At 61.8% G+C, this 20,994-nt stretch carries 23 protein-coding genes; 12 read left to right on the top strand and 11 right to left on the bottom strand.

Translation table 11 applies throughout. From position 1 onward, the window contains the following. Window positions 1–225 precede the first annotated feature (225 nt). Complete coding sequence (locus KA712_20985) at window positions 226–789, bottom strand: Uma2 family endonuclease (GenBank protein ID MCG5055449.1); 564 nt, start codon at window positions 787–789, stop codon at window positions 226–228. After that, window positions 782–1,621 carry a nucleotidyl transferase AbiEii/AbiGii toxin family protein gene (locus tag KA712_20980; protein MCG5055448.1) on the bottom strand — a complete coding sequence of 280 codons (840 nt, stop codon included), beginning with the start codon at window positions 1,619–1,621 and terminating at the stop codon, window positions 782–784. Before KA712_20980 ends, KA712_20985 begins: the two co-directional genes overlap by 8 nt. A 17-nt stretch (window positions 1,622–1,638) precedes the next feature. On the opposite strand from KA712_20980, the gene KA712_20975 reads away from it, so the two are divergent. Together KA712_20975 and KA712_20970 are read left to right on the top strand one after the other, a co-directional pair. Next, on the top strand, window positions 1,639–1,881 hold the full coding sequence (locus tag KA712_20975; protein ID MCG5055447.1) for a type II toxin-antitoxin system VapB family antitoxin: 243 nt from the start codon (window positions 1,639–1,641) through the stop codon (window positions 1,879–1,881). A gap of 9 nt (window positions 1,882–1,890) precedes the next feature. Continuing rightward, on the top strand, window positions 1,891–2,319 hold the full coding sequence (locus KA712_20970) for a type II toxin-antitoxin system VapC family toxin (protein MCG5055446.1): 429 nt from the start codon (window positions 1,891–1,893) through the stop codon (window positions 2,317–2,319). A 53-nt stretch (window positions 2,320–2,372) separates the two neighbouring features. Here the strand turns inward: KA712_20970 and KA712_20965 are convergent, their stop codons facing one another. Further along, on the bottom strand, window positions 2,373–2,699 hold the full coding sequence (locus tag KA712_20965) for a hypothetical protein (GenBank protein ID MCG5055445.1): 327 nt from the start codon (window positions 2,697–2,699) through the stop codon (window positions 2,373–2,375). Between the two features lie 93 nt (window positions 2,700–2,792). Between KA712_20965 and KA712_20960 the strand changes: the two genes are divergently transcribed. Further along, window positions 2,793–3,020 (top strand): type II toxin-antitoxin system Phd/YefM family antitoxin, encoded by a 228-nt coding sequence (locus KA712_20960; protein ID MCG5055444.1) that lies wholly within the window; start codon window positions 2,793–2,795, stop codon window positions 3,018–3,020. Next, window positions 3,020–3,409 (top strand): type II toxin-antitoxin system VapC family toxin, encoded by a 390-nt coding sequence (locus KA712_20955; GenBank protein MCG5055443.1) that lies wholly within the window; start codon window positions 3,020–3,022, stop codon window positions 3,407–3,409. Before KA712_20960 ends, KA712_20955 begins: the two co-directional genes overlap by 1 nt. 274 nt (window positions 3,410–3,683) lie before the next feature. Here KA712_20955 and KA712_20950 read toward each other — a convergent pair whose 3' ends face one another. Continuing rightward, window positions 3,684–6,236, bottom strand: a complete 2,553-nt coding sequence (locus KA712_20950; protein MCG5055442.1) for a DEAD/DEAH box helicase — start codon at window positions 6,234–6,236, stop codon at window positions 3,684–3,686. 614 nt (window positions 6,237–6,850) lie between these two features. Between KA712_20950 and KA712_20945 the strand changes: the two genes are divergently transcribed. Together KA712_20945 and KA712_20940 are read left to right on the top strand one after the other, a co-directional pair. Then, entirely contained in the window at window positions 6,851–7,099 is a 249-nt protein-coding gene (locus tag KA712_20945; protein ID MCG5055441.1) for an antitoxin VapB family protein, read from the top strand. Next, window positions 7,081–7,500, top strand: coding sequence for a type II toxin-antitoxin system VapC family toxin (locus tag KA712_20940; GenBank protein MCG5055440.1), 420 nt, complete (start codon window positions 7,081–7,083; stop codon window positions 7,498–7,500). The genes KA712_20945 and KA712_20940 overlap by 19 nt, the downstream gene beginning before the upstream one ends. A gap of 128 nt (window positions 7,501–7,628) precedes the next feature. Here KA712_20940 and KA712_20935 read toward each other — a convergent pair whose 3' ends face one another. The 4 genes from KA712_20935 to KA712_20920 all read right to left on the bottom strand — a co-directional run bounded on the left by KA712_20935 (window position 7,629) and on the right by KA712_20920 (window position 11,523). Continuing rightward, entirely contained in the window at window positions 7,629–7,724 is a 96-nt protein-coding gene (locus tag KA712_20935; GenBank protein MCG5055439.1) for a hypothetical protein, read from the bottom strand. 788 nt (window positions 7,725–8,512) lie between these two features. Continuing rightward, entirely contained in the window at window positions 8,513–9,259 is a 747-nt protein-coding gene (gene istB, locus KA712_20930) for an IS21-like element helper ATPase IstB (GenBank protein MCG5055438.1), read from the bottom strand. A gap of 9 nt (window positions 9,260–9,268) precedes the next feature. Beyond that, window positions 9,269–10,810, bottom strand: coding sequence for an IS21 family transposase (istA, locus tag KA712_20925; protein MCG5055437.1), 1,542 nt, complete (start codon window positions 10,808–10,810; stop codon window positions 9,269–9,271). 107 nt (window positions 10,811–10,917) lie between these two features. Further along, a complete protein-coding gene (locus KA712_20920) occupies window positions 10,918–11,523 on the bottom strand; it encodes a hypothetical protein (GenBank protein ID MCG5055436.1) in 606 nt (201 codons plus the stop codon). Between the two features lie 930 nt (window positions 11,524–12,453). Here KA712_20920 and KA712_20915 point away from each other — a divergent pair. Then, window positions 12,454–12,888, top strand: a complete 435-nt coding sequence (locus tag KA712_20915) for a type II toxin-antitoxin system VapC family toxin (protein MCG5055435.1) — start codon at window positions 12,454–12,456, stop codon at window positions 12,886–12,888. A 151-nt stretch (window positions 12,889–13,039) separates the two neighbouring features. Here the strand turns inward: KA712_20915 and KA712_20910 are convergent, their stop codons facing one another. The 3 genes from KA712_20910 to KA712_20900 all read right to left on the bottom strand — a co-directional run bounded on the left by KA712_20910 (window position 13,040) and on the right by KA712_20900 (window position 16,912). After that, entirely contained in the window at window positions 13,040–13,540 is a 501-nt protein-coding gene (locus KA712_20910) for a hypothetical protein (GenBank protein ID MCG5055434.1), read from the bottom strand. A 387-nt stretch (window positions 13,541–13,927) separates the two neighbouring features. After that, window positions 13,928–15,382: an ISKra4 family transposase gene (locus KA712_20905; GenBank protein MCG5055433.1), complete on the bottom strand. Its 1,455-nt coding sequence runs from the start codon at window positions 15,380–15,382 to the stop codon at window positions 13,928–13,930. 264 nt (window positions 15,383–15,646) lie between these two features. Further along, window positions 15,647–16,912, bottom strand: a complete 1,266-nt coding sequence (locus KA712_20900) for a beta-lactamase family protein (protein ID MCG5055432.1) — start codon at window positions 16,910–16,912, stop codon at window positions 15,647–15,649. A 20-nt stretch (window positions 16,913–16,932) separates the two neighbouring features. Here KA712_20900 and KA712_20895 point away from each other — a divergent pair, with 20 nt between their 5' ends. The 5 genes from KA712_20895 to KA712_20875 all read left to right on the top strand — a co-directional run bounded on the left by KA712_20895 (window position 16,933) and on the right by KA712_20875 (window position 20,960). Beyond that, window positions 16,933–17,613: a TetR/AcrR family transcriptional regulator gene (locus tag KA712_20895; GenBank protein MCG5055431.1), complete on the top strand. Its 681-nt coding sequence runs from the start codon at window positions 16,933–16,935 to the stop codon at window positions 17,611–17,613. Window positions 17,614–18,042: 429 nt separating this feature from the next. Next, the gene (locus tag KA712_20890; protein MCG5055430.1) at window positions 18,043–18,303 is read left to right on the top strand and encodes a hypothetical protein; all 261 of its coding nucleotides are present in this window, start codon (window positions 18,043–18,045) and stop codon (window positions 18,301–18,303) included. Between the two features lie 4 nt (window positions 18,304–18,307). After that, window positions 18,308–18,457 (top strand): hypothetical protein, encoded by a 150-nt coding sequence (locus KA712_20885; GenBank protein ID MCG5055429.1) that lies wholly within the window; start codon window positions 18,308–18,310, stop codon window positions 18,455–18,457. Window positions 18,458–18,747: 290 nt separating this feature from the next. Continuing rightward, a complete protein-coding gene (locus tag KA712_20880; protein ID MCG5055428.1) occupies window positions 18,748–20,259 on the top strand; it encodes a serine/threonine protein kinase in 1,512 nt (503 codons plus the stop codon). A 77-nt stretch (window positions 20,260–20,336) separates the two neighbouring features. After that, entirely contained in the window at window positions 20,337–20,960 is a 624-nt protein-coding gene (locus KA712_20875; protein ID MCG5055427.1) for a hypothetical protein, read from the top strand. The last annotated feature ends 34 nt before the right edge of the window (window positions 20,961–20,994 follow it).

Here is a 20,994-nt window from a genome sequence, read left to right as displayed (position 1 = left end):
CGACCTTCCGCTGGGCCTTCGCTACTCGCGCGCCGCCTCCGCGATGGCTGGCGGCAACTCGGGCACGAGTATGTCGAAGTCCCGCGTCGGCCGGTGGATGACGCCCATGAGCCCGAGCGCCGAGTCACCGATGGCCACGCCCTCGAAACGGAGGCCGAGCCCCAGCAGGTGGCGGTCGGAGGCTTCGATAGTCGCGGGCAGAATGGCGGTGGTATCGCGGGGCCGCTACCGGGCCCACAACGCGCCCAGGTCCAGCGCCACCGCATCGAACGGTTCGGCGCGAATCTGGGCGTCGCCCTTCCACGTGTTCACCAGCCGGTAGGTCTCGCCGTCCAACCGATAAACCTCCAACGTCATCGAGGCGGGCTGCACCAGCCACACGTGCTGGCACCCCTCGCGGCGGTAAACAGCCATCTTGTCGACTCGGTCCTTGGCCTCGGTCGACGGCGAGAGGACCTCGCATACCCAGTCCGGCGGCAGCTCGATGGCAGGCAACTCGGGAATCTGAGGCATGCGCTCCCGTCGCCACCCGGCGAGATCGGGCACCAAGACGTTGCCTCCCTGCAGGTGCAGTTCGGGTTCATCGAGAATCACCCAGCCGCCGGGCCCCCCCTTGCCGCGGTTGAAGGGGCCGACCAACTCGGCGCCCAGGTGCGATGCCGCGACCGCGTGGGGGATGGCTGGCCGAGGCTGCGCGAACAGCTCGCCCCCGATGATCTCGCCGACGACGTTCTCCGGCAGCGCCAGCAGATCCTCGTAGGTGGCACGTTTTCGAGCCGCGTTAGCCATGGTGTAAACCCAGCAGCAATCGTACCAGGAAACCCTGCCAGGCCCCAGGCGCCCCCCGGTCTCCACCCCGGGCGAAACGTGCAAGTTCGGCCCGACAATGGTGCGACCCGGTGCGCCTTTGGACTCGACGTGGCGGGGACCCCCCGGGTGCAGTCGCACATGCTCCCCCACTTTTGAGGTCCTCGGGCGAGTTTTTCTGGGGTTTCCCGTCAGGGAGCAGGAGGCCTGCGGGAGGGTAGGGAGGACCACCTGGGAGTAGGGGGGTGGAAACCAACGGCACCGAGACCGCGACCGCTATCGGCTGCGCCACGCCCACGCGGTTGGGTACCCAGTCAGTGTCGAGACCGCCGGCTAGCACAGGAGCGAGGAAGGATTGGACGGCCGCTGTGACCTCGGCCAGCGTCCTCCAGGCAAGCTGGTCCTCCCGCGCCATGGCCTCGTAGGGTCGCGCCCAAGCTTCTGGTGGCGGAGGAACCGCGGCGGGCAACGGGTGCGTCTTGCGGAACGCGAACGTTTGGTCGAGAGCGGCGCGGACGTGCCTGCCGTGCAGGGCCCGGACGGTTGCGAGCAGCGCAAGATCGGGGAGATCCTTGACCCGAGAGTTCGGCCGTAAGCGGGGCACCGGGTACGCGTGGAGCTTCTCCGCGATGTGCGACTCAAGCGGATAGAGCCGCGGCGTCGGCGGTGCGACGCCGGCGAATCCAAGAACGTCCTCGGCAACAATGACCTCCGGATCCCCAAAGATCGGATCGCCGAACGCCACGTCGACACCGAAGGACTGCCCGTAGAGCTTGCCCGCGAGCCTCAGCGAGAGCTTGACATACGTATGCAGATACGTATTCTGTGATTATGAGAACCACGCTGGTCCTCGACGATAACCTGTTCAAGAAAGCGCGAGAACGAGCGAACGCGTCAAACTGCACCATCAGCGATGTTGTAAACGAGGCCTTGCGCGCAGCGTTGGCCAAACCTCCCTTGATAGCGACGCCATTCGAAATGCTGACGTTTGCCGGAGGCGAGACGAAAATGCATGAGCCAAGCGATTTCGCAGAACTGCTGGCCATGGATGACACCGCATCTCTGGGACGCTGAACCGTGCTAATGCCCGACGTCAACGTGTTGGTTTATGCACACCGACAAGACGAGGTCGTTCACGAGGCTTACAAGCATTGGCTGGATGCGATGGTACAAGGCCCACAACCTTTCGCACTAAGCGTGTTGGTTGCGGTGGCATTCGTTCGCATCTGTACGAATCCACGCATATACAAAGTGCCAACACCGCTTCCCATTGCGCTGGCTTCGGTCGATCAGATTGCCAACCATCCGAACTGCCGAATCGTGTCCCCCGACACCAACCATTGGCAGCTCGTCTCACGGTTATGTCGTGCAACCAATGCGACAGGGAAACTCGTAGCAGATGCCCAGCATGCAGCCCTCGCAATTGCGGAAGGCTGCACTTTTGTAACGCGCGACTCTGACTTCGCGAAGTTCGCTAACCACGGTTTAGGGTGGAAGCATTTGGCGTTCTAGTTGCAACAGCCTCCGTTTCGCAGCTCTTTCGTGGCGGCGCACAGCTTCTTTCACTAGGTCCAGAATGATGCGGCTCCCCGAAACCCCGCACGCTCGGGCGCAAAAGGAGACATCCGGGCGCTTGTGTCGCAATGATGAGATTCGTATCGTGCAACCGAGGGATCAACATCAAGCGCCCATGACTCGATGCCTCCGATGAGATTGCAGACATTCGTGAAACCAAGTACGGCGCATTGGATAGCTGCATTCCGGCTACGCACACCGTGATGGCACCGGAACACAATCAATGTCACGGTCGGCAAGTTCTTCAGGTACGCAATGCCGCCTTGATCAAGGAGACGAGCGCCGTCAGTCGGAGCGATGGCACGCTCAGTGGGCATCCTCTCGAACATTGTTGAGCTACTGTTCAGCAGACAACCCTGAGCGGTCGGCCAGGGGTTGGCTTAGTTCCCTGACTCAGTCACACTACAAGGGTGAAGTCTGTAAACGTACACGAGGCCAAAACCCACCTTTCCCGCCTCCTTGAACGTGCCCATGCGGGTGAAGAGATCGTGATTGCGAAGGGTGGAGAGCCCTATGCCCGGCTCGTTCCGCTGGCTACGGGCCCGGCAAAACGCGAAGCCGGCTCGTTGAAGGGTTTGGTCAGTGTTTCTGCGGAATTTTTTGAGCCACTTCCTTCTGGCTGGTCCGGAGAAGATTGATGCCAGCACAAAATTTATTGCTCGACACCCACGCGTTGCTTTGGTGGGCATCGGGCGACAGGGCATTGAGCAAAAAGGTGCGACGGCTCGTAGAAGACGATGCAACACACGTCTTCGTAAGCGCCGCGAACGCGTGGGAAATCACAACAAAAGTGCGTTTGGACAAGCTTCGTTGGGAAGCTAGCAAGTCGATCGAGGCTTATTGTTCAAGCCAGCGTTTCGACCTATTGCCTGTCTCGTTTGCCCACGCCGAACGGGCGGGTTCGTGGCCTCGAGCGCATGGTGACCCGTTTGATCGTATGCTCGCAGCCCAAAGCGCGATCGACCACCTGCCACTGGCCACGAATGACCGGGCGATTTGTGCATTCGGCATCGAGACGGTTTGGTAAGCACTCATCACATGACCGCCAGCACGCTCTCCAAAATACCTGCCGCGTGTTCGATCTCTGCCTCGCTCACATTCAACGCGGGAAACTCCCGCAAAACATCGGGCTAAGGCGCGTTCAACATCCTTAATGCCCGGCGGGTAGAGTGGGATGGCTTACGTTAGTTGACAGAACAGATTTTCAGGGCTCGAGGGGAGCACGGTGTAGCCCGCTACGCTCCCGCCACCGGTGTGGGGCGTCGAAGGAAGCCCCGGCCACCGACACTGAGGGCCACCCGCTATGCCCGCGCCCCCAACAGCCTTGCCATCCCCTCGAACAGCGAGATGAGTGCGTCCGCCGCCTCGGGAGGCGCTTCGATGTTCACCCGTCCCTCGGGCGTGCGGCTGACCGTCAAGGCACCCAGCAACGCCCCCACAGAGCTTGGTGCGTTCGGGGCCCTCACGGGCTCGGCCCCGGCCGCCGCGTCCTTGCGACCAGTCTCCTCCTCGCTCGCCTCCACATCCTGGACGTCCTCGAGCTCGTCGTCGCTAACCTCGGTCGCCCCGGCAAGCGCCTGCGCCGGTTCGGTCGTGGGCGGCAGCAACGACAAAAGCGCGCCCGAGCGCTCGAACCGAATCTCGTCGCCCTTGCCCGTGAACAAGCTGCGAAAAAGCGCCCGCTTGTCCGAGACCAGGGCCGCAATGCGCTCCTCGATGCAGGCGCGGCTGACCAGGTTGTAGATCGCGACCGGCTGCTTTTGCCCCAGGCGATAGATGCGGCCAATGCGCTGCTCCAGCACGGCGGGATTCCACGGCAGCTCCAGGTTGATGCAGGCGCTGGCGGCCCGTTGCAAATTCAAACCCACACCTCCCGCATCGCTGAGGAACAGCACCGCCGTGGCGGGATCGTCGTGAAAGTCCACCAGGTTGTGCTGACGTCGGCGTGCCCCCTCTTGCCCCGTGAAGAACAGCGCCCGTCGCCCGTGCTTGTCCAGCAGATCCGAAACGGCCCACGCCGCCAATTGCAGCATGCGGCGCCACTGCGAGAACACCACGACCTTGCGGTTTTGCGTCAGTACCAGGTTGCTAATGAGCTCGCGCAGTTCGATGAGCTTCGGCGAACCCAGCGAAGCCAGCAGCGCCGGGGTGGGCGTTCGGCCCGAGATGCCCGGCCACGTCGACGTGAAGTCTTGCTGGGCCATGCCGTTGGCGATGATCCGCTGCGTGTTGAGCAGGGTCATCAGCCGCAAGAACTCCGCCGGCTTCAAGGGCCGGCGTGACGTGATCGACGCCAGCTTCGCAATGTCCTGGTTGAGCTCATCGTGCGCGGCTCTCTGCTCTTCCGTCAGATCGACTGGCAACACCGTGTCCTGTCGCCGGGGCAGCTGGGCCAGCACCTCCGCACGTTCGCGCCGCAACAGGACCGGCGCCAGCCGTGCGCGCAAGGCGTCCAGGTTGCGCGCCCCCGTGACCTCCTTCTTGCCGTCTGCGAACACGCTGTGGAATGGTCCCAGTCGCCACTTGGGTTCCAAGGCCCGATCGTCCACCCATTCGACCACCGACGCCAGCTCGTCCAGGCGGTTCTCCATCGGCGTGCCCGTCAGCACCAGGCGATAGTCAGGTTGCAATTGCTTGACTGCCAAAGCCGTCCGCGTGGCCCAGTTCTTGATTCGCTGAGCTTCGTCCAGCACCACGGCCTGCGGGGCCCAGCGCAGGATTTCAGGAAGATCGCGTACCACCTGTTCGTAGTTGGCGATGAGAAAGCCGCGTCGGTGTTTGCGGTAAAGCCCCCTGCGCTCGTCGGCCGTGCCGTCGACGACGCAAACGGGTGTGTCCGTGATCGCGCGCCACTCGGCCTCCCATTGTGCCTTCAGCGGTGCGGGCACCACCAGCAGGCCGCGGGTGACCAGCCCCGCCCCGTGCAGCGCCGCCACCGCCGCCGTGGCCTGCGTGGTCTTGCCCAGGCCCATGTCGTCGGCCAGGACCAGACGCCCTTCTGCAAAGAACCGTGCGATGCCGGCCTTTTGGTAGTCATACAGTTTGCGCTTGCTGCTACGCAGAGCCCGGTCGAGGGCGGGTCTTTTCGCCTGCAGCCGCAGCAACCGTTCGAGCCGCGCGGCCTCGTCGCGCAGGACCGCCGGCGCCGCGGCATCGCTACCCAGCCCCGGCGCTCTGAGCGCACGCTGTAAGGCCGTGACGATGCGCTGGCGCTGCGCCAGATCCTTTGCCTGCAGCGCAACCAGCGGGTGCCGGCCCGCCGCGTCCTTCTGATTGAAATCGAACAGCCGCCGGAGGGCACCGGACGGACGGCCCACGGAGGTCGGCAGTTCCAGTTGGAAGCCCCCCAGGGGATCGAGGGCGCCGCCGTGACCGCTGGCGGCCTCCCACGCGAGCTGGGGACGCGTGCGGCGAACGGGCCTCGCCTGGAGGGCCGCGCGCCACCGGGTGGGTTTTGCCGCCAGGTGGTCGATGACGGCCAAGAGGTGCTTGCACAGACCCAGGGAGCTGCGCAGAAAGTCGGCGCACCCGCACGAGCCCGACAGCGGCTCGAGTGACTCCAGGGACACGACGTAGGGTAGCGCCCCGTCGGTGTCGGGCCGGCCCAGGCGGTAGCGCCCCCAGGGGCTCTTTGCCGGTTGGGAAAGTACCGACAGCTCTTGCTTCCGTGCCGACCCCAGTCGCCGTAAGAGCGCCTCGAACGCCGCCCGCTGAACGGGCCAGTCCCACGAGCCGGGCAGCGCCAGTATGTGCTGCGCCAGGAGGTCCGGGTGGATGGGCAGCGTGCGACGGCCGGCCAGCTGTTTCAGGGCGGCCAGGGCTTCGGCAGGGCTGGGGGCGGGGAGGCGGGGCATGGCGCCATGCCTGCCAGGAAATAGCGCGCGGGTAAAGCACGGTTTTGGTCCGACCGGCTCGCCGCGATCACCGACCGAAGGCTTATCCCCGTCCCCTATCCCCTTTGCCGGGCGGGCTTCGGGTGCGGAATCAGGGCATGCTCCATGCGAAAAATCAGGGCATCGACCGGATCGGGAGGCTCGATCGGGTGAGTCTTCTCCTCGTAGGCATCGACGAGGGTGACGAGCACCTCGAGTTCGTCGGCCTCGGCCGAGCCGGGTGCCGCCCCCCAGGTTCGGACCCCGCCAACTATCCTCGCTTTCTCTACCTTTTCAACATTGATGTCTGCGAATCAACCGACAAGCGTTCACTCGTACCGTGTCAGTGAATCCTGATCACCAGAGCAAGCCTTCGGGGCACTGCCCGGCGGTTGGCTGTCAACGGCGACGAACTGAGCTGGCAGCGTGTGGGCAGCGATTCCCCAACGGGCAAAGGGCCGAGCGAGAGAAGAGGCGTAGTCGAATGCTTACTGCCGGCAGCCTCGCGCTATTGCTGCAAAGCATTGTGCGGTGATTGTTCGATGCCTCTCTTACCGCCCTTGATCCGGGCACCATGCATGTATATACATGTACACATGGCCACCAAGACAATATCAATCGATCTGGAGGCTTATCAGAGGCTGCGGCAGGCTCGGACCCGCCCTGATGAATCGTTTTCGATGGTTATCAAGCGGGCACGCTGGGGTGGGGAAACCTCAAACGCTGCAGATTTGCTCAGCGCTTTCGAGGCACTTAGCCCTGTTTCCCAAGAAACCATTGCATCCTGGGATGCTGCTCAGGCTGCCGATGCCCCGGCCGAGGATCCTTGGAACAATTTGCGTTAGATACAAGCTTCCTTATCGACCTTCAAAGGGCGGCAACAGGGAGAGCACAAACAGGCGCAGGATTCGGCGCGCTAAAATTCCTTCGCTCTCACCAAGGCGCCAATCTTTTTCTGCCGTCTGTGGCGCGGGGAGAGTATCTGGAGGGCTTTGCCAACCCAGAGTCTCCGGAAGCCCTGGCGTTGTTGCTACCGTTAGAAGATCTTCCCGTGACAGCCGATGTGGCCCGCGTTTACGCGCAGGTATCGAAAAGGCTACGGGTAGCAGGGCGGCTCATCGGGGCGAACGACGCGTGGATCGGTTGCACAGCGCTCGCAACTTCAATGCCGTTGGTCACGAGCAATGCTGGGCATTTCTCGCGCATTACCGACCTTGTCGTTATCGACTACTCAAAGCTCGCCTGATTTCAAGCTATCCACAGCCTACTTCTTGAGCTTAGCTCCTGCCTAACCCAGAATTGAAGGCGTACAGGAAGTTTAGGCACCACATCCTTCCGCGGCAAAAAACGCCCGGTACAAGAATGTTCTGTCAACTAACGTAAGCCGCCTCGCATCCTCTGCCTTGCTGCCGGGCCGTAGCCTGCGCCCGCCAGCATGCCAAGCACCATCTCGGTGTCGGCCACCTTCATCTGGCACCCGTAGGTCTCCACGCACGCCAGCCGGCGCTTGTCACCGGCACCCGAGGAACGCTGAAATCTGACGGTCTGGGGCGCACGGGTGTGAAATTCGCCTGATCGAGGGTTCCGGGGTATGGATCGCGCGGCGGGAGAATCGCCCCGTGGCGAGGTTGGCGTCCAGTTTTTTTCGTGGCAGCGTCCGCACCGGTGCGGGAGTTCGTGGCTCGGATGCGGCCACGGCCGCCACGTGAAGCTTATCTGCGTGTCGCCCCCCTAATTGGGACCAGGGCTCAGGTAGACTGGGCCTACGTTGGCGATGTGGATGTGCCTGGCGGAAAACGCGCTTTGTGGCTGTTTGTAGGCCAGGCCTGGGACTTCGACGACGCGTTCGAGTGGGTGTGGACAGGGCTCGTCGTGCGCTTTCAGGCGACCCCTGGAAGGGCGGCTGACGGTCGGGGACAAATCGCTTTCACTCACGATGCATGTGCAGGCGTTTTGTCTCCTGTCCCCGAGGCCCGCGCCCGCCGTGCATCTGTGGACAAGTGGCCAAAACCCCGCCTCCGCTACGTCCTCCTCGCCGCGCCGCATGAAGGACATTTCTACTTTGCAGAAAAGCGGACATTTCTACTTTGCGTTGACATCGGACGCGGATAGACGTGGTGTTTTAAATCCTGTGCGCTCCAGGCTGAACGTCGTGGCAAGGTCTGCTTGGCTGCATATACCGGCGAACGTGATCAATCAGATCGGGCATCGTGATCGGTCGGAGCGGAGCGACGATGGAAGTTGTTCTGGGGGCAAGGTTACTCGGTCGGGATCTCCTGGGTTGTCTTTCTGCGCGAAGGACCCTTTAGCACGATGCGGTGAGAGTTGTGAAGAAGGCGGTCGAGGATGGCATCTGCCATGGTTTGGTCATTCAGATGTTCGTACCAGCTGTTGGGCGGGAGCTGGCTGGTCATGATGGTGGACCGCTGGCCATAGCGGTCCTCAAGGACCTCGAGAAAGTCCCTGCGCTCCTGCTCACGTGCGGGTGCCAGTCCCCAGTCATCCACCACCAGGACATCTGCGCGCGCGAGCTTTGCAAGAAGGCGCACGTAGCTGCCGTCCGCTCGGGCGAGCGCCAGTTCGTCGAAGAGACGAGAGGCTCGACGGTAGATGGCGGAGAAGCCCTTGCGGCACGCCTGCTGGGCGAGCGCACAGGCAAGAAAGGTCTTTCCGGTTCCAGTCATTCCCGTGACGATCACGTTTTGGTGTTGCTGGATCCAAGCACAGGAAGCCAGCTGACGAACGGTGGCTTTGTCGATCTCTCGGCGTGGTGAGTAGTCGATGTCCTCGATGCAAGCTTGACTCAGGCGTAGCTTGGCTTCTTTCAGCAATCTCGAAAGCCGCTTGTTTTCTCGCGCGAGGCATTCCGCATCGACGAGCAATCCAAGCCTCTCGTCGAAGGACAGTCTGGCGATTTCTGTGTTCTTCTGCTGCTCTGTCCACGTCGTGGCAAAAGCGTCAAGACGTAGGCTGCGAAGCTTGTCGAGTGTCTGTTCCTTCAGCATGTGGTTCCTTCAGTTGTAGTAGTTGGGTCCGCGAATATTCGAATGTGCAGCAGGTGCTGCGCTTGACGAGTTTTCCTGCGAAGGCAAAGGCGAAGCATCCAAGCCGTTTTTCAAGATCGAATCGACATGGCGATAGGACCGCGCGCCCACGGCAACGGCCCGCGCGCATGCGGCCTCCAGCCTTGAGGCGCCGTAGCGCTTCTCCAGGCGCAGAATTCCAAGGCAGGATCGATAGCCCTGCTCCGGGTGGGGCCGATCGCCGAGGATTCGTTCCACCAGAAGGCGCGTCTGTGGTCCGATCGTTGCCGCCCAGTTCGCAATGCGCGAAGGAGACCACTGCATGTGTTTGCGGTGCGCAGCCGGCATATGCTCGGGCACGGTGGTGTGGCGCCCGCGCTGGAAGCTCCTTGCGTGCGAGGCGATGCGATGGCCGTCGCGAATAACCTCAACCGTGAAAGCCGACATCCGAGCCTCGACCTGTTCCCCCACATGCTGATGGGGAACCGAGTAATAGTGACCATCCACCTCGACGTGGTAATCGATGTTCACCTTGACGGCCTTCCACTCGCCGTAGGAGAACGGACGTTCGGGAAGCGGTCGGAGCATCGGTTTATCGAGCCGCTCGAACATCTCGCGCCGGCTGCGTTTGTATATCCGCATCTGCCGGTTGTTCAGGTCCTCAAGCAGTTCCCAAATGCGCTCATTCAACGATACGATCGAGAAGTGCTTCTCGTGGCGCAGACGCGCCAGGATCCACCGCTGTGCGACGCGCACGGCGGTCTCGACTTTGGCCTTGTCCTTGGGATGGTGTGGACGAGCAGGAATGACTGACGTTCCGTAATGTTCTGCCCACTCTTCGTAGGTCCGCTGGATGCCGGGTTCGTATCGGCAAGGGGCCGTGACGCCAGAGCGAAGCTGATCGCACACAACAACCTCGGTGGCACCGCCAAAGTATTGGACCGCGTGGCAGTGGCTCGAAATCCAATCGGGCCCCCGTTGTGTGGGCGTCGCCTCAGCGTACGTGTAGTTGGAAGCTCCGACAACCGCCACGAAGAGCTCAACGTCGATGCGCTCGCCCGTCTTCGGATCCCAAATGCAAGGCTTCTTTCCGGAGTAGTCAACGAACGTCTTCTCGCCGCCGCGGTGAACCTGCCGCATCGAGTAGCTACGCTGCTTGAGCCACGCACGATACATGTCGCAGAACCGCGTGTACCCGTAGCCATTGGGGTTGTCCTGGACATACTCGAGGTGCAGAAGCTCGAGCGTCACGCCAGGATAGCGCCGCTCGCGATGGATCCACGCACAGTCGGGGCGTGGCCTCTCTGCCTCAGCAGAGGACGGGTACAGCCGCCTTTCAAGCGCGCTTGCTGCCAGCGTGTCCACCTCCGCGAACTGTGTGAAGCCTGCTTCCTTGGCACGGCGAACGGTCTCGCCTACCGCCCCCGCGCTGATTCCGAGGCTGCGGGCGATATCGCGATGGCTCCGCCCAAGCAGCCATTTCTGTCGAAGGATTTCTCTGACTTGTCTCATTGGTAGTCGCTCCGTAGGCATCCCCGGCTTTTAGCCGGGGGGCAGCCCCTTCGAGCAACTCCATCGCCGCGACGCGGCGTGTTCCTTCGCAGGACACGCTGCGGCATCCGCTGATCACGATCACCGATCTAGGTGATCATGATGGCCGATCCCGCTGATCGTGAGCACCGATCCAGGTGATCATGATGGCCGATCCCGGCGATCACGATGGTTCGATCCGAGCGATCACGATCCGCCGGTGCATGCACTTGGCGCCACCAGGTGCCGTTGACGGGTGCAGAGCCGCTGTCGAGAGAAGGTACGGAGATCCAGCTGCCATCCGGCAACATCAGCTCGAGCTCACCCGGGATCACCCGCTGACCCAGAATCCGAAAGGTCCCTTTCAGGTCGTTGCTCGCGAACTCGACGTCGCTCGTGAGCAACTCTCCCTCCAGATGAAAAGTGGAAACGTCGATGCAAGCGCTGGCGCTCTGATAGAAGTCCCGGTTGTCGCAGGCGTAAGCCCCGCGAATGAAGGGGGTGGGGGCAGCCGCCCGCTCCGTCGGCCCCAAGGCGGGGCGCAGCGCAAAGGTCATCGCGAATCCTTCTCCCCGGAGTTTCCAAGTCCCCACCACCATGTCTTGCATCTCCTCCTGGCCAAAATCGTGCCCGGCACCGGACACGCAGCCGAAGTTTGGATTGATCACAAAGGCAACGAAGGCGCCGAGGAGGGCAATGGTGTTGGTGAGCTTCATGGGAAGACCTCGGTGAAGGGTGTTGGGCGCGAGCGCGGTGGTGGCTCCGGAGCAGAGCCGGGAGCGCGATGTCCATGGCCCTTCCCAATCCGGGGAGGGCCGCTGTTCCCTGCTTGTCCGCAAGGTAGATGCCGTCTCGACGTGACTCCAAAGGCCTTGAATCCCTTCGAGAGTCGGCTAGTCGCGCGAAAATCCAGCGTGCACGCCGACAAGCATGTCGTGCCTCGGTCGTCGGCCCCGTTGAGCGCAGCCACGGTCGCTCGCCCTGGGTTGCATGACGCCGAGGGCAGGGGCTGGTAGGGGCCCCCAGATGGCCGCGCGGGCATTGATGTTTCAGGGAAGGTCCCCCTGAACAGAATCCCTGAGGGTGGGAAAGCGGGAGGAGCGCCGGGCGAAAATGGGCGAAATGCGGCGGATTTGGGGCAAGCAGCAAGCGGCCCTGGATGCGCCAACGCTCGCTGATACAAGCCCCGCCGGGAGGTCAAATACCACAATCGAGCGCGGGCTGCTGGGGCAGGGCCCTGGCCGGCGCCAGTCGGGCGGCGTGGTACGCAGACCCATGGCGCCGAGGATTGGGTAATGGTGGCGGCTTCGTTCACGATGCCATCGCCGTTCTGAGCATCAAAGCATCAAGTGTTGCATCATGATGCTCCATCTGCCATTCTTGGAGGGTGAGAACGACTGTGGATATCGATCCCGCGGCGCTCGAGCGCGCGAAGCTTCTTGCTCAGCGCGAAAGCAGGACGCTTGGATCCGTCATCTCTGAGGCGGTTGCAGCGTACGTAACGAGGGAGCCCTCTCGTCAGTCAGAGCCACCTTTCGAGCTCATCGTATGCGGGCGGCCTGGCGCACGGTTTCCATCCGCCGTGGACATCGCACAGGTCGAGGAAGACGAGGACCTCGAATCGTTGCGCATACCTAGGTCGCAACGTGCTGATTCCTGACGTCAACGTCCTCATCTACGCGCATCGCGCAGAGTCCCCCGAACACGATCGATACGCGCAATGGCTGATCGGCCTTGCCCGAGGCCCAGAGCCGTTTGCTTTGTCGGACTTGGGAGCCAGCGGGTTCGTGAGGATTGTGACGAATCCCAAGATCTGGGAAGCTCCTACGGATACCTCAGTCGCCATCGCCTTCATTGATCGCTTGCGGTCCCGTTCCCACGCGCGCCCGCTCACCCACGGCGCAAGCAGTTGGAGAATTTTTGCCGACCTTTGCGCCCAAGCCAAGGCACGCGGCAAACTTGTTGCCGATGCCTACCACGCGGCGCTTGCCATCGAGCATGGCTGCGAGCTCGTAACATGCGACGGCGATTTCGCCAGATTCGCAGGACTGCGGCATCGGCATCCCCTGGCGAGGTCTTAGGCTGAAGGCCGAGGCGTCGCTTGGCGTTGAAGGAAAGCAGGCGGGTGCAGCCGCAGAATCTGGCGGCGGCGGTGAGTTGAGGTTGTCTCCGTTTCCGCAGCTTGCCGTTCGCCACGTTTTTGCCCGACGGCGACGTTAGGCCGTTAGGCAATCAGATGAGCGCAATTCTCTGCGCCAGTCGCTGGGGTGGTGGGCCAATCGTGGCGTTCAGTTTGTAGCGCACGCGATCAATTTCGCTGCCTTGCCGCAAGGCCACGTCCGCAAAAACATCGAACGGGCCAAGCCCTGTGGAAATGTCGGCCTGCAGTTTGGGCGCCTGATGGCCCTGCAAGATCGTCCCTAAATTTAGACCCAGCTCTGCCGCGCCAAGAACGAATTCTCCACGCGCAGCCCCCGCCAGCGCCCCCAGGTTCGACGTGGTGGTGACCGACTCGGTAACCGCGTAAGCGTAAAAATTCCAGCCCAGCTCTTCAACGGGCATATGAAGTTTCACTATCGTGGTGCCGGCGCGCGCGTCGAAAACGTCCAGCGGGTCGTGCGGCCTGATGTGCAGAAAATCGTTGGGCATCCAAAAGCGGCGCGTGCCCCAACGCACGTGCTGCTTTCCCGCCGTCACAAACACGCGATGGCCAAGGTCAAAGCGCAACCGCAACTGATCCAGACCGATTCTTCAGAACCACCACCTTTGCCGCATCCTGCAAGGCAGCCCTCGCCCCCCGTCGCCAGTGGCTGATCGTCGCCTCCTTGGCCGCCGTTATCATCGTTCGACAGGCCCCCCTCACCGTCCTCTTTCCTCGGCCAATCCGCCAATCTTTTCCACCCTCCTTGCCCCCCTTCCCCTGCCCCCTCGACCCCAAGGCACCCTTTGATCTACCTATCGGCTTGGGTGCGGCTCTTTTCGGGCGACAATTCGCCGACTCACTTGACGATGCGGAGGTGTGGTTTACGTCTGGCGCGAGCCTTGAGCGCCGGGATCTCTGTGGAAGGCACCTTGCCGTCTGCATATCTACTCTCGTGATGCCGCCTGAGCTCCGACCGCTCATGAAAAGACCAGTAGTCGTCGAAGTCGCCACTGGCTCGGAGAGAGCGAAGCCTCAGTATGGCTTCCGCGCCGTCCAGTGACCATCGTGCGCCCGTGATGTCCATGCGGTCCTTGATCAAGTGACGGCAGGCTCCTTCGATCACGCCGGTCGCAATTGGAAACCCTGCTGCGAGCGCTTGGTCGTAGCGAAGGAATTCCTTGTGGTTGAGGGAGGTATCTCGCGCAGCTGTCGGCCGCTCGCCAGCGGGAATCACTTTTACGTAGGCCTCGACGTGTGGCACTTCGACGAATCCCGCCGGCGACCAGGCTGCTGCGCCCTCGGAGTACCAGCAGAAGCCGTTCGGTCACCCAGTCCTGCGCCGCCTTGGTGCCCTCGCCGCAGAACGCATTGCCCGCTTTCCACAGGTATTCAAGCACGTGAATAATGTCCATGACGATCGTGACCTTGACCTTGCGGTCTCGGGCTTGCTGCTCGATGATCTCGAGCTGAGTGGCGTTCCCATCGACTAAAGCCACCCACGGCTTTTCTCGCTTTGGGTCACGGTACGCAGCCTCCTCGAAGGCTTCGGAAATTACCTCAGCAGGTATTCTTCGCAGACTGGCCCAGACCCGCTTGTTCTGCGGCCGCGGCCGTTTCACCTCCTCCTCCAGAACACGCGAGAGGTCGAGAGCAACGTCAGCAGGCGTTCGCACGAATTCGTCGATGGTGTACACCGTTGCCACAGTGGCCATCCGCTTGCTGCCGCTCTTTTCACCCTTGCTGCGACGCTTGTCGAGCCGAGCCTCGCGTTGCTCGGCGGCCCTGCGCGTGGCAGGTCGAAGGTCATCGGGACGCATGACCACTCCCTTGCCGTCGACGGACAGAACCACGATCTGCCCCGACTCGGCCGACCCGGCCGAGGTGGCTCGCCGCGATTCGTTGAAGCCGTCGAAGTCCTGCGCCGCCTTGACCGCCAACTGTTCAGCCTGGCGCTTTGGAACGGCGGTCCCGGTCGTCTGTTCCATCGCTTCTGTGACGTTGTCGAAAGAGCCCTTGGCAGCCTCGGTGGCCACACGCTTGCGAACCCCATGCGAATACGCGTCGGGGGGCAGGTTCAACTCCGCGTCTCTCGGAAACAGCGTGCCGACCACTCTGCTCCGGTATCCCGCTCGCTCGACCTCCACTTCTCCGAAAACCGTCTTGAGCTTCCGGCTCGTCACACGCTCGTGCGTTCGCGATTCTCCGTCCGAGCCCTCCACACGTCCGCCCGCCACTTGCCCTTCGCCTCGACTTTCCATGTGGGCTTGAAACAGCCGACGCAGCAGCTCCCGCCCTTCGGTTTCCAAAAGCGACTCGATCTCGCCATGTTCCATCTTGAGTCTCTCCCCGGACCCCAGTAGCTCGGTCAGCTCATCAAATTTTTGCCGAGCTCCATCAAAGGGGTTCTCAACGACGACCGCTTGTGCTTCCATGTCCGTGGGGTCCTTTGGTCACGTAACTTTGTTCGCACCAATTACGTACACCGATTGACCCCATCCTTCTTCAACAATTCCTCGTTTTCTCGAGGGTCTTTGTCGCCTCAAAAGATCTGCACCCTATCGGCTTCGCGCTCTGAGATTATTTGCCTGGTAGTTCTTGAGTTCGATAAACATGAGAAAGAGCTTCATTTGTAGGACGGCTTTGTCAATCAAGCTGGGCCAGCTATAGCTGGACCACTTGAAACATCATTGTTGAGCTCAGCTCCTTCGGGCGCGGGCCAGCACTGGTAGAACGTCGCTTAATAAGAACTTAACGTGGTTTTCCTGCCAAGTGGTTTGATTGAAGGTGCCAACAATCACCGCGTCGTGCTCCGCAGCATAGTAGGCGAAGGCGCCCGTTGCGCCGGAATGCCCAACCAGATCAGGCAAACCGCCAAGAGCGAAGAAGATCCCCCGAGGGCGAATCCGCCACGCGCACAGCCCCACGTCAATGCCCGCATGCATGGCGTCTTTCGTGTACGCGGTGGCCATGGTTGATAGCGGCACCGGACGACCTTCGACCAGGGCTCGAATGAAGCGCCCCAGATCGCCCAGCGTTGTTACCAAGCCGCCGCCCGCCTGATCCGCGGAGAGCGAGCTCGCCCCCGTCATGTTCACGCTTTTGATGAAAACGTCGGCGGTTGTAGGGAGCCCGGGAGGAGCTGTCTCGAACGCGTGGTACCACGTGGACCCGAGTGCAAGCGGCGTGAGCACCTCTTGGCGAACGACCTGATGGAATGTGGGAGGGGCGCCCGCGGCTATGGCATGGGCTCCACCCGCCACTACGCCTTCGAGCACCATGCCGAGGAGGTCGTAGTTCGTGTCGGCGTAGGCGAATATTGTGCCGGGCGCACCCACTGGGTCGTAGTGCTGGCGGGCGTAGTCAAGCAAGGCGGTGCGCGTCCACGTTGTGCCCGGCTGCTTGGCCATCACATCAAAGAGACGTTCGGCTCCTGCCCGTGGCTTGCCCGAAAAGTAGTCAGGCAGGCCAGAGCGATGTGTCAGAAGCATTTGCACGGTGATGCGGCCAAGCGCTCTGTCCCCCCCCACCACGGGGAGCCCGGTGATAGAGCTTAGCGGGACCCACTTGGTGAGTGGATCGTCAAGCGACAGGCGCCCGTCGGCAACGAGCTTCATCACCGCAGTGGCCACGAAGAGCTTTCCAATGCTTGCAGAGAGAAAAGGTGTTTCGGTGGTCATGGCCGTGCCGGTGGCCTCGTGTGCAACGCCGACTGCCAGCTGAACACTCAAGCCAAGCCGAGGGGCGTCGACAAGGAGAGCCGCACTTTTAACCTCCTCGTCTTCTGTAACCGCATCGGCCAGCGAGGCCGCGAGCCGAGCGTTTATTTCTTTGACGGTGAGTTGGCCACAGCCGAACGGAGTCAACGCCACAGCGGCCACCAGGAGCCATGGCCTTGTGTTGAATCGGGGATTGCGCTTCCGCTTTATGTTAGTCACACTAACATCGTAGTTGCGAAAACCCATTCGCGCAACGTCGATCCGCGATGTCGAACAAACCGCCCCCCAAACACCTCCCACAAGCTGGCCGCGCCGGCCCAGCGAAGAAGCGCAAGCCCGCGCGCTACCACCACGGCGATCTTCGCCGCTCGCTCCTCGACGCTGCGCTTCGGGTGGTGGCCAACCAGGGGGTAGAGGCCGTGAAGTTGAACGTTCTCGCAAAGGGGCTGCGGGTTTCGGTGGCGGCCCCCTTTCGCCACTTTCCCACCAAAGAGGCGCTGCTCGTGGCCCTTGCCGAAGAGGGGGCCAACCTTATGGTCCAGCGACTGGCCCAAGCGGCCGCGCGCGAGGTGGATCCGCTGGAGGCGCAGCGAGCCAGGGGGGTGGCCTATGTGCGTTTCGCCGTCGATAAGCCAGGCTACTTTCGTTTGCTGGTGAGGCCCGAGATCTTGAACGCATCAGAGCATCTCCGCCATCTCACCGCATCCAGCGAGGCGTTGATGGAACCAATCCTCGGGCGCCGCCATCGCGGCCAAGCCTCGGCTGAACTTGCCAAGAGAAGCGCAGGCGTGCTCGCTGCACAAGCGCTTACCTACGGTTTGGCCCGCATGATTGTAGACGGGCTGCTTGGCGAGGTAAATGCAGCCGACGCCGAACGTCTTGCCTACGAGCTTACTGGCGTGCTCGGCGAAGGTTTGATCGCAAGCGATGCACGAAGCCTCGGATGAGGGTCGAAGACGAAGCCGCAGACCGCGGGCATGGACAGACGAAAGAAAGACGAGCGGCGTAGGGACTTTGCCTCCTTAGTGGGATCAGGAGTAAGCACGGCAAAGGCGGCGGAGGCGGTTGGCATTTCGCCTTCAACAGGCTTCAAGTGGGCTTAGCCATTGCGGGGGCAACGCGAGGCAAAGCGCAAAGCGCAAAGCTAAGAGCGTGCACTTTGCTCGTCTGATTCCTCAGAGTGCCTCGCCAAGTCAAATCCACAGAGATTCCGGCACTCAAGCTTCGCGCCGGAAATAGATCACACCTCCGCATCGTCAAGTGAGTCGGCGAATTGTCGCCCGAAAAGAGCCGCACCCTGGCCGGTCCCAGGTTCGGGGCTCAACGAGACGCCCGAGGCCATCGTTCAGTCGCCAACGGTTGCGGAACGATTGACCGTGGTGACGCGCAACAACGGCTACCGAACCGTCGATGGCGGGCTGACCTTCACACGGCTGTTCGAGCTTGCAACTCCGGGCTCGATCCTCACCGCCGCGGTCAGCGCGGCAGAGCCGCACGCCATCTACATCGAGCAGTTTGTGGAAACGCATGGTCCCCTCTTGCGCGCTTCGTTCGACGACGGAGCGACCTGGGTGACCGGGCAGACACCCGTCCGTTCGCGGGGCTGCCTGACCGTCCACCCGGCGCGACGAGAGTGAGGGCGTGTTCCGGTCCACCGATGCGGGTGACACGTGGGAGCACGTGGCGGCCGCGCCCGCCGGATCGAACGAGTTGCGGTTCGAATTCCACGACCGCGGGCGCTACATCCTTTCGCGAACGGGCGTGCTTCACCGGATGGTGGAAGCGCAGTGAGTTGAGGAGGGCGCGCGAGCGAGCTCCAGCACGCGTGAGGGCAGACGTTATTCACGCGCCGAGGACGGGAAGCCCTCGCGCTAGCCCGTTTTGGCCATGTATCGACTCGCGTCACCCATCCCGGGCACGCACGCCTCAAGATCTGCGGCAACCCACAGCCGGGGTTCGCGTATCGCCTGCGACGCGGGCGAGGCGCGCTTCGCGAACACATGTACACGTCCATGTGCTATGTCCCGGTCCAACAAACCAAAGTACCCAACTTAGGGCCTGTTCAAGAGTGACCTGACCGCATGTCCGACGCGTTTCCCACATTAAGCCGGGCCCAATCGTTTGTTGGTCGTAAGGTCAACAACTACAACGTGGTTTCGCTGTTGGGGGTGGGGGGCATGGGGGCGGTTTATGTTGCGGAGCATCCGTTCATTGATCGCAAGGTGGCGATCAAGGTTTTGAAGCGCGAGCACACCGAAGACGAATCGCTGATTCGCCGGTTCTTTAACGAGGCGAAGGCGGCGAGCGCGATCAGGCATCCGCACATCGTCGAGATCTTCGACATGGGCGAGTTGGACGATGGCATCCCCTACATCGTGATGGAGTTGCTGGCGGGCGAAAGTTTGCGGGCGCTCATCGAGCGCGAAAAGCAGCTGGACGTTTCCACGGCCATCCGAATCACCCACCAGACTGCGGCAGCTTTGACAGCAGCGCACGCCAAGGGAATCATCCACCGCGATTTGAAGCCCGACAACTTGCACATGGTAGCGGCAGAAAGCGGCCGCGGCGAACACGTCAAGGTGCTTGATTTTGGCATCGCTAAGCTGCGCCCCGAAATGGCGGGCAGCAACGGCGGCACAAACACCGGGGCAGTGATGGGCACGCCGCCGTATATGTCGCCGGAGCAGTGCTTGGGGATCAACGCCGACATTGACAGCCGCACGGATATCTATGCGTTGGGCGTGATTCTGTTTCAGATGTTGTGTGGTCGGACGCCGTTTGTCGGCACAGGCATGGGCGAGATCCTGGTGGCGCATGTGACGAAGCAACCGCCGTTGCCATCAGCGTTCAATGCGAAGGTTCCACCCGACGTTGAAGGCATCATCTTGAAGGCATTGTCGAAGAGGCGCGAGGATCGCTTTGCGACGATGTCTGAGCTTCAAACAGCATTGATGGCGGTGACTGCACAGGAAAATGCGCCTCTGAAGACGATGACGTTACCGGAAGCGGACCGAACCAGTGCGGCTGTTGCTACGCCACCCGAGACGCCTGCGCCTAGGTCGGTCCGACCAACCACGCCGCTGCCGGCAGCGACCAAACAAGGGGGGAATGACCTGCACGCCAAAATGCAGACTGACCTCGGTCAAGTGCCACGGAATGCGGGTTCGTCGAGCAAGCACGTTGTGCTTTTGTTGGCTGTAGTCGTGTTCGGGGGTGTCGTGGCGTTTTTGTGGATGGGTCGGCGGGGAGGCGAAGCGCGCGTGACAGCTCCTGTGCCGGTTGTGACGCCTGGACCGGTTTTGGCGCCTCCCCGGGAAGCTCTACCCGTGCCAGTTGAGGTGGCTCCAACCCCGCCTACGCAGCCAATGGTGCAAGACGCCCACCCTGTACCTGCCCCTGTAGCACGCCGTAAATCCAAGGTACACCGTGACCGAATGGGTGCGCAGGTTGATGGCACACCGGCGCCGGCCATCCATTCACCTCAAACGACAAAGCTTCGAGGAGCCCCTGTCAACGTGGTTGCACCTGGACCGGCTCCCCCACCCGTGCCACCGAAGCCCAAGAAGAAAATTATACCTTCCCTAGAATTTTGAGGGTTCTTTATCGTATGCAGACGATGCGCTCATCTCCGACACATTTCGCAGCGTTCTTCACGCTTACACTTGCTGTTTTGTCCGTGGTGTCACCCGGGGCACAGGCTGAAGAAGGAGACGAGGTTGATCCTCGCGTTGGCGAAGCGATGGCGGCTTGTTTGGCGAACGACCTGGAAAAAGGCATAAGCATTCTGGCAGAGCTTTACGCTGAAACGCAGGATGCCATCTGGGTGTTCAACCAGGCGCGTTGTTACCAGCAAAACGATAGATTAGAAGACGCGCGCAAACGGTTCGTGGAATTTCGGCGTGCGAACAAGCGGAAGGATCTGGCGCGCGACGGCCGGGCACAAGACTTCATTGCGGAGATCGACAAAGAGCTCGAGCGCCGGGCAGGCAACGAGGAACGCGAACGTACGGCCAGCTCAAAGAGTGAGCCTCCAAAGCCGGAGCATGTGGCAGCGCCTGACGTCGTGCCTGCGTATGTGCCAACAAACAGCCCCCCCCAACAATCGCCCTTGGTGAACGCGAAGTCCGTAGAGCCCAAAGCCGACGACGCGCAGAAGCCGATGACTCACAAGTGGTGGTTCTGGACGGGTATGGCCGCCGTCGTGGTGAGCTCTGCGGTTCTGTTTGCAGTGGCAAGTTCAGGAACGAAGACAGTCATCGACTGTGGTGCTCCGCTTTGCGACTCAGCGCCGTGAGCAAAGGACGAGGTATGACTCAACTTGGCAAACG

Source organism: Myxococcales bacterium (assembly GCA_022184915.1).
Taxonomy (GTDB): Bacteria; Myxococcota_A; Polyangia; order Fen-1088; family Fen-1088; genus JAGTJU01.
Note: the sequence above shows the minus strand (reverse complement) of the source record. Positions and strands in the feature narration are given on the sequence as shown.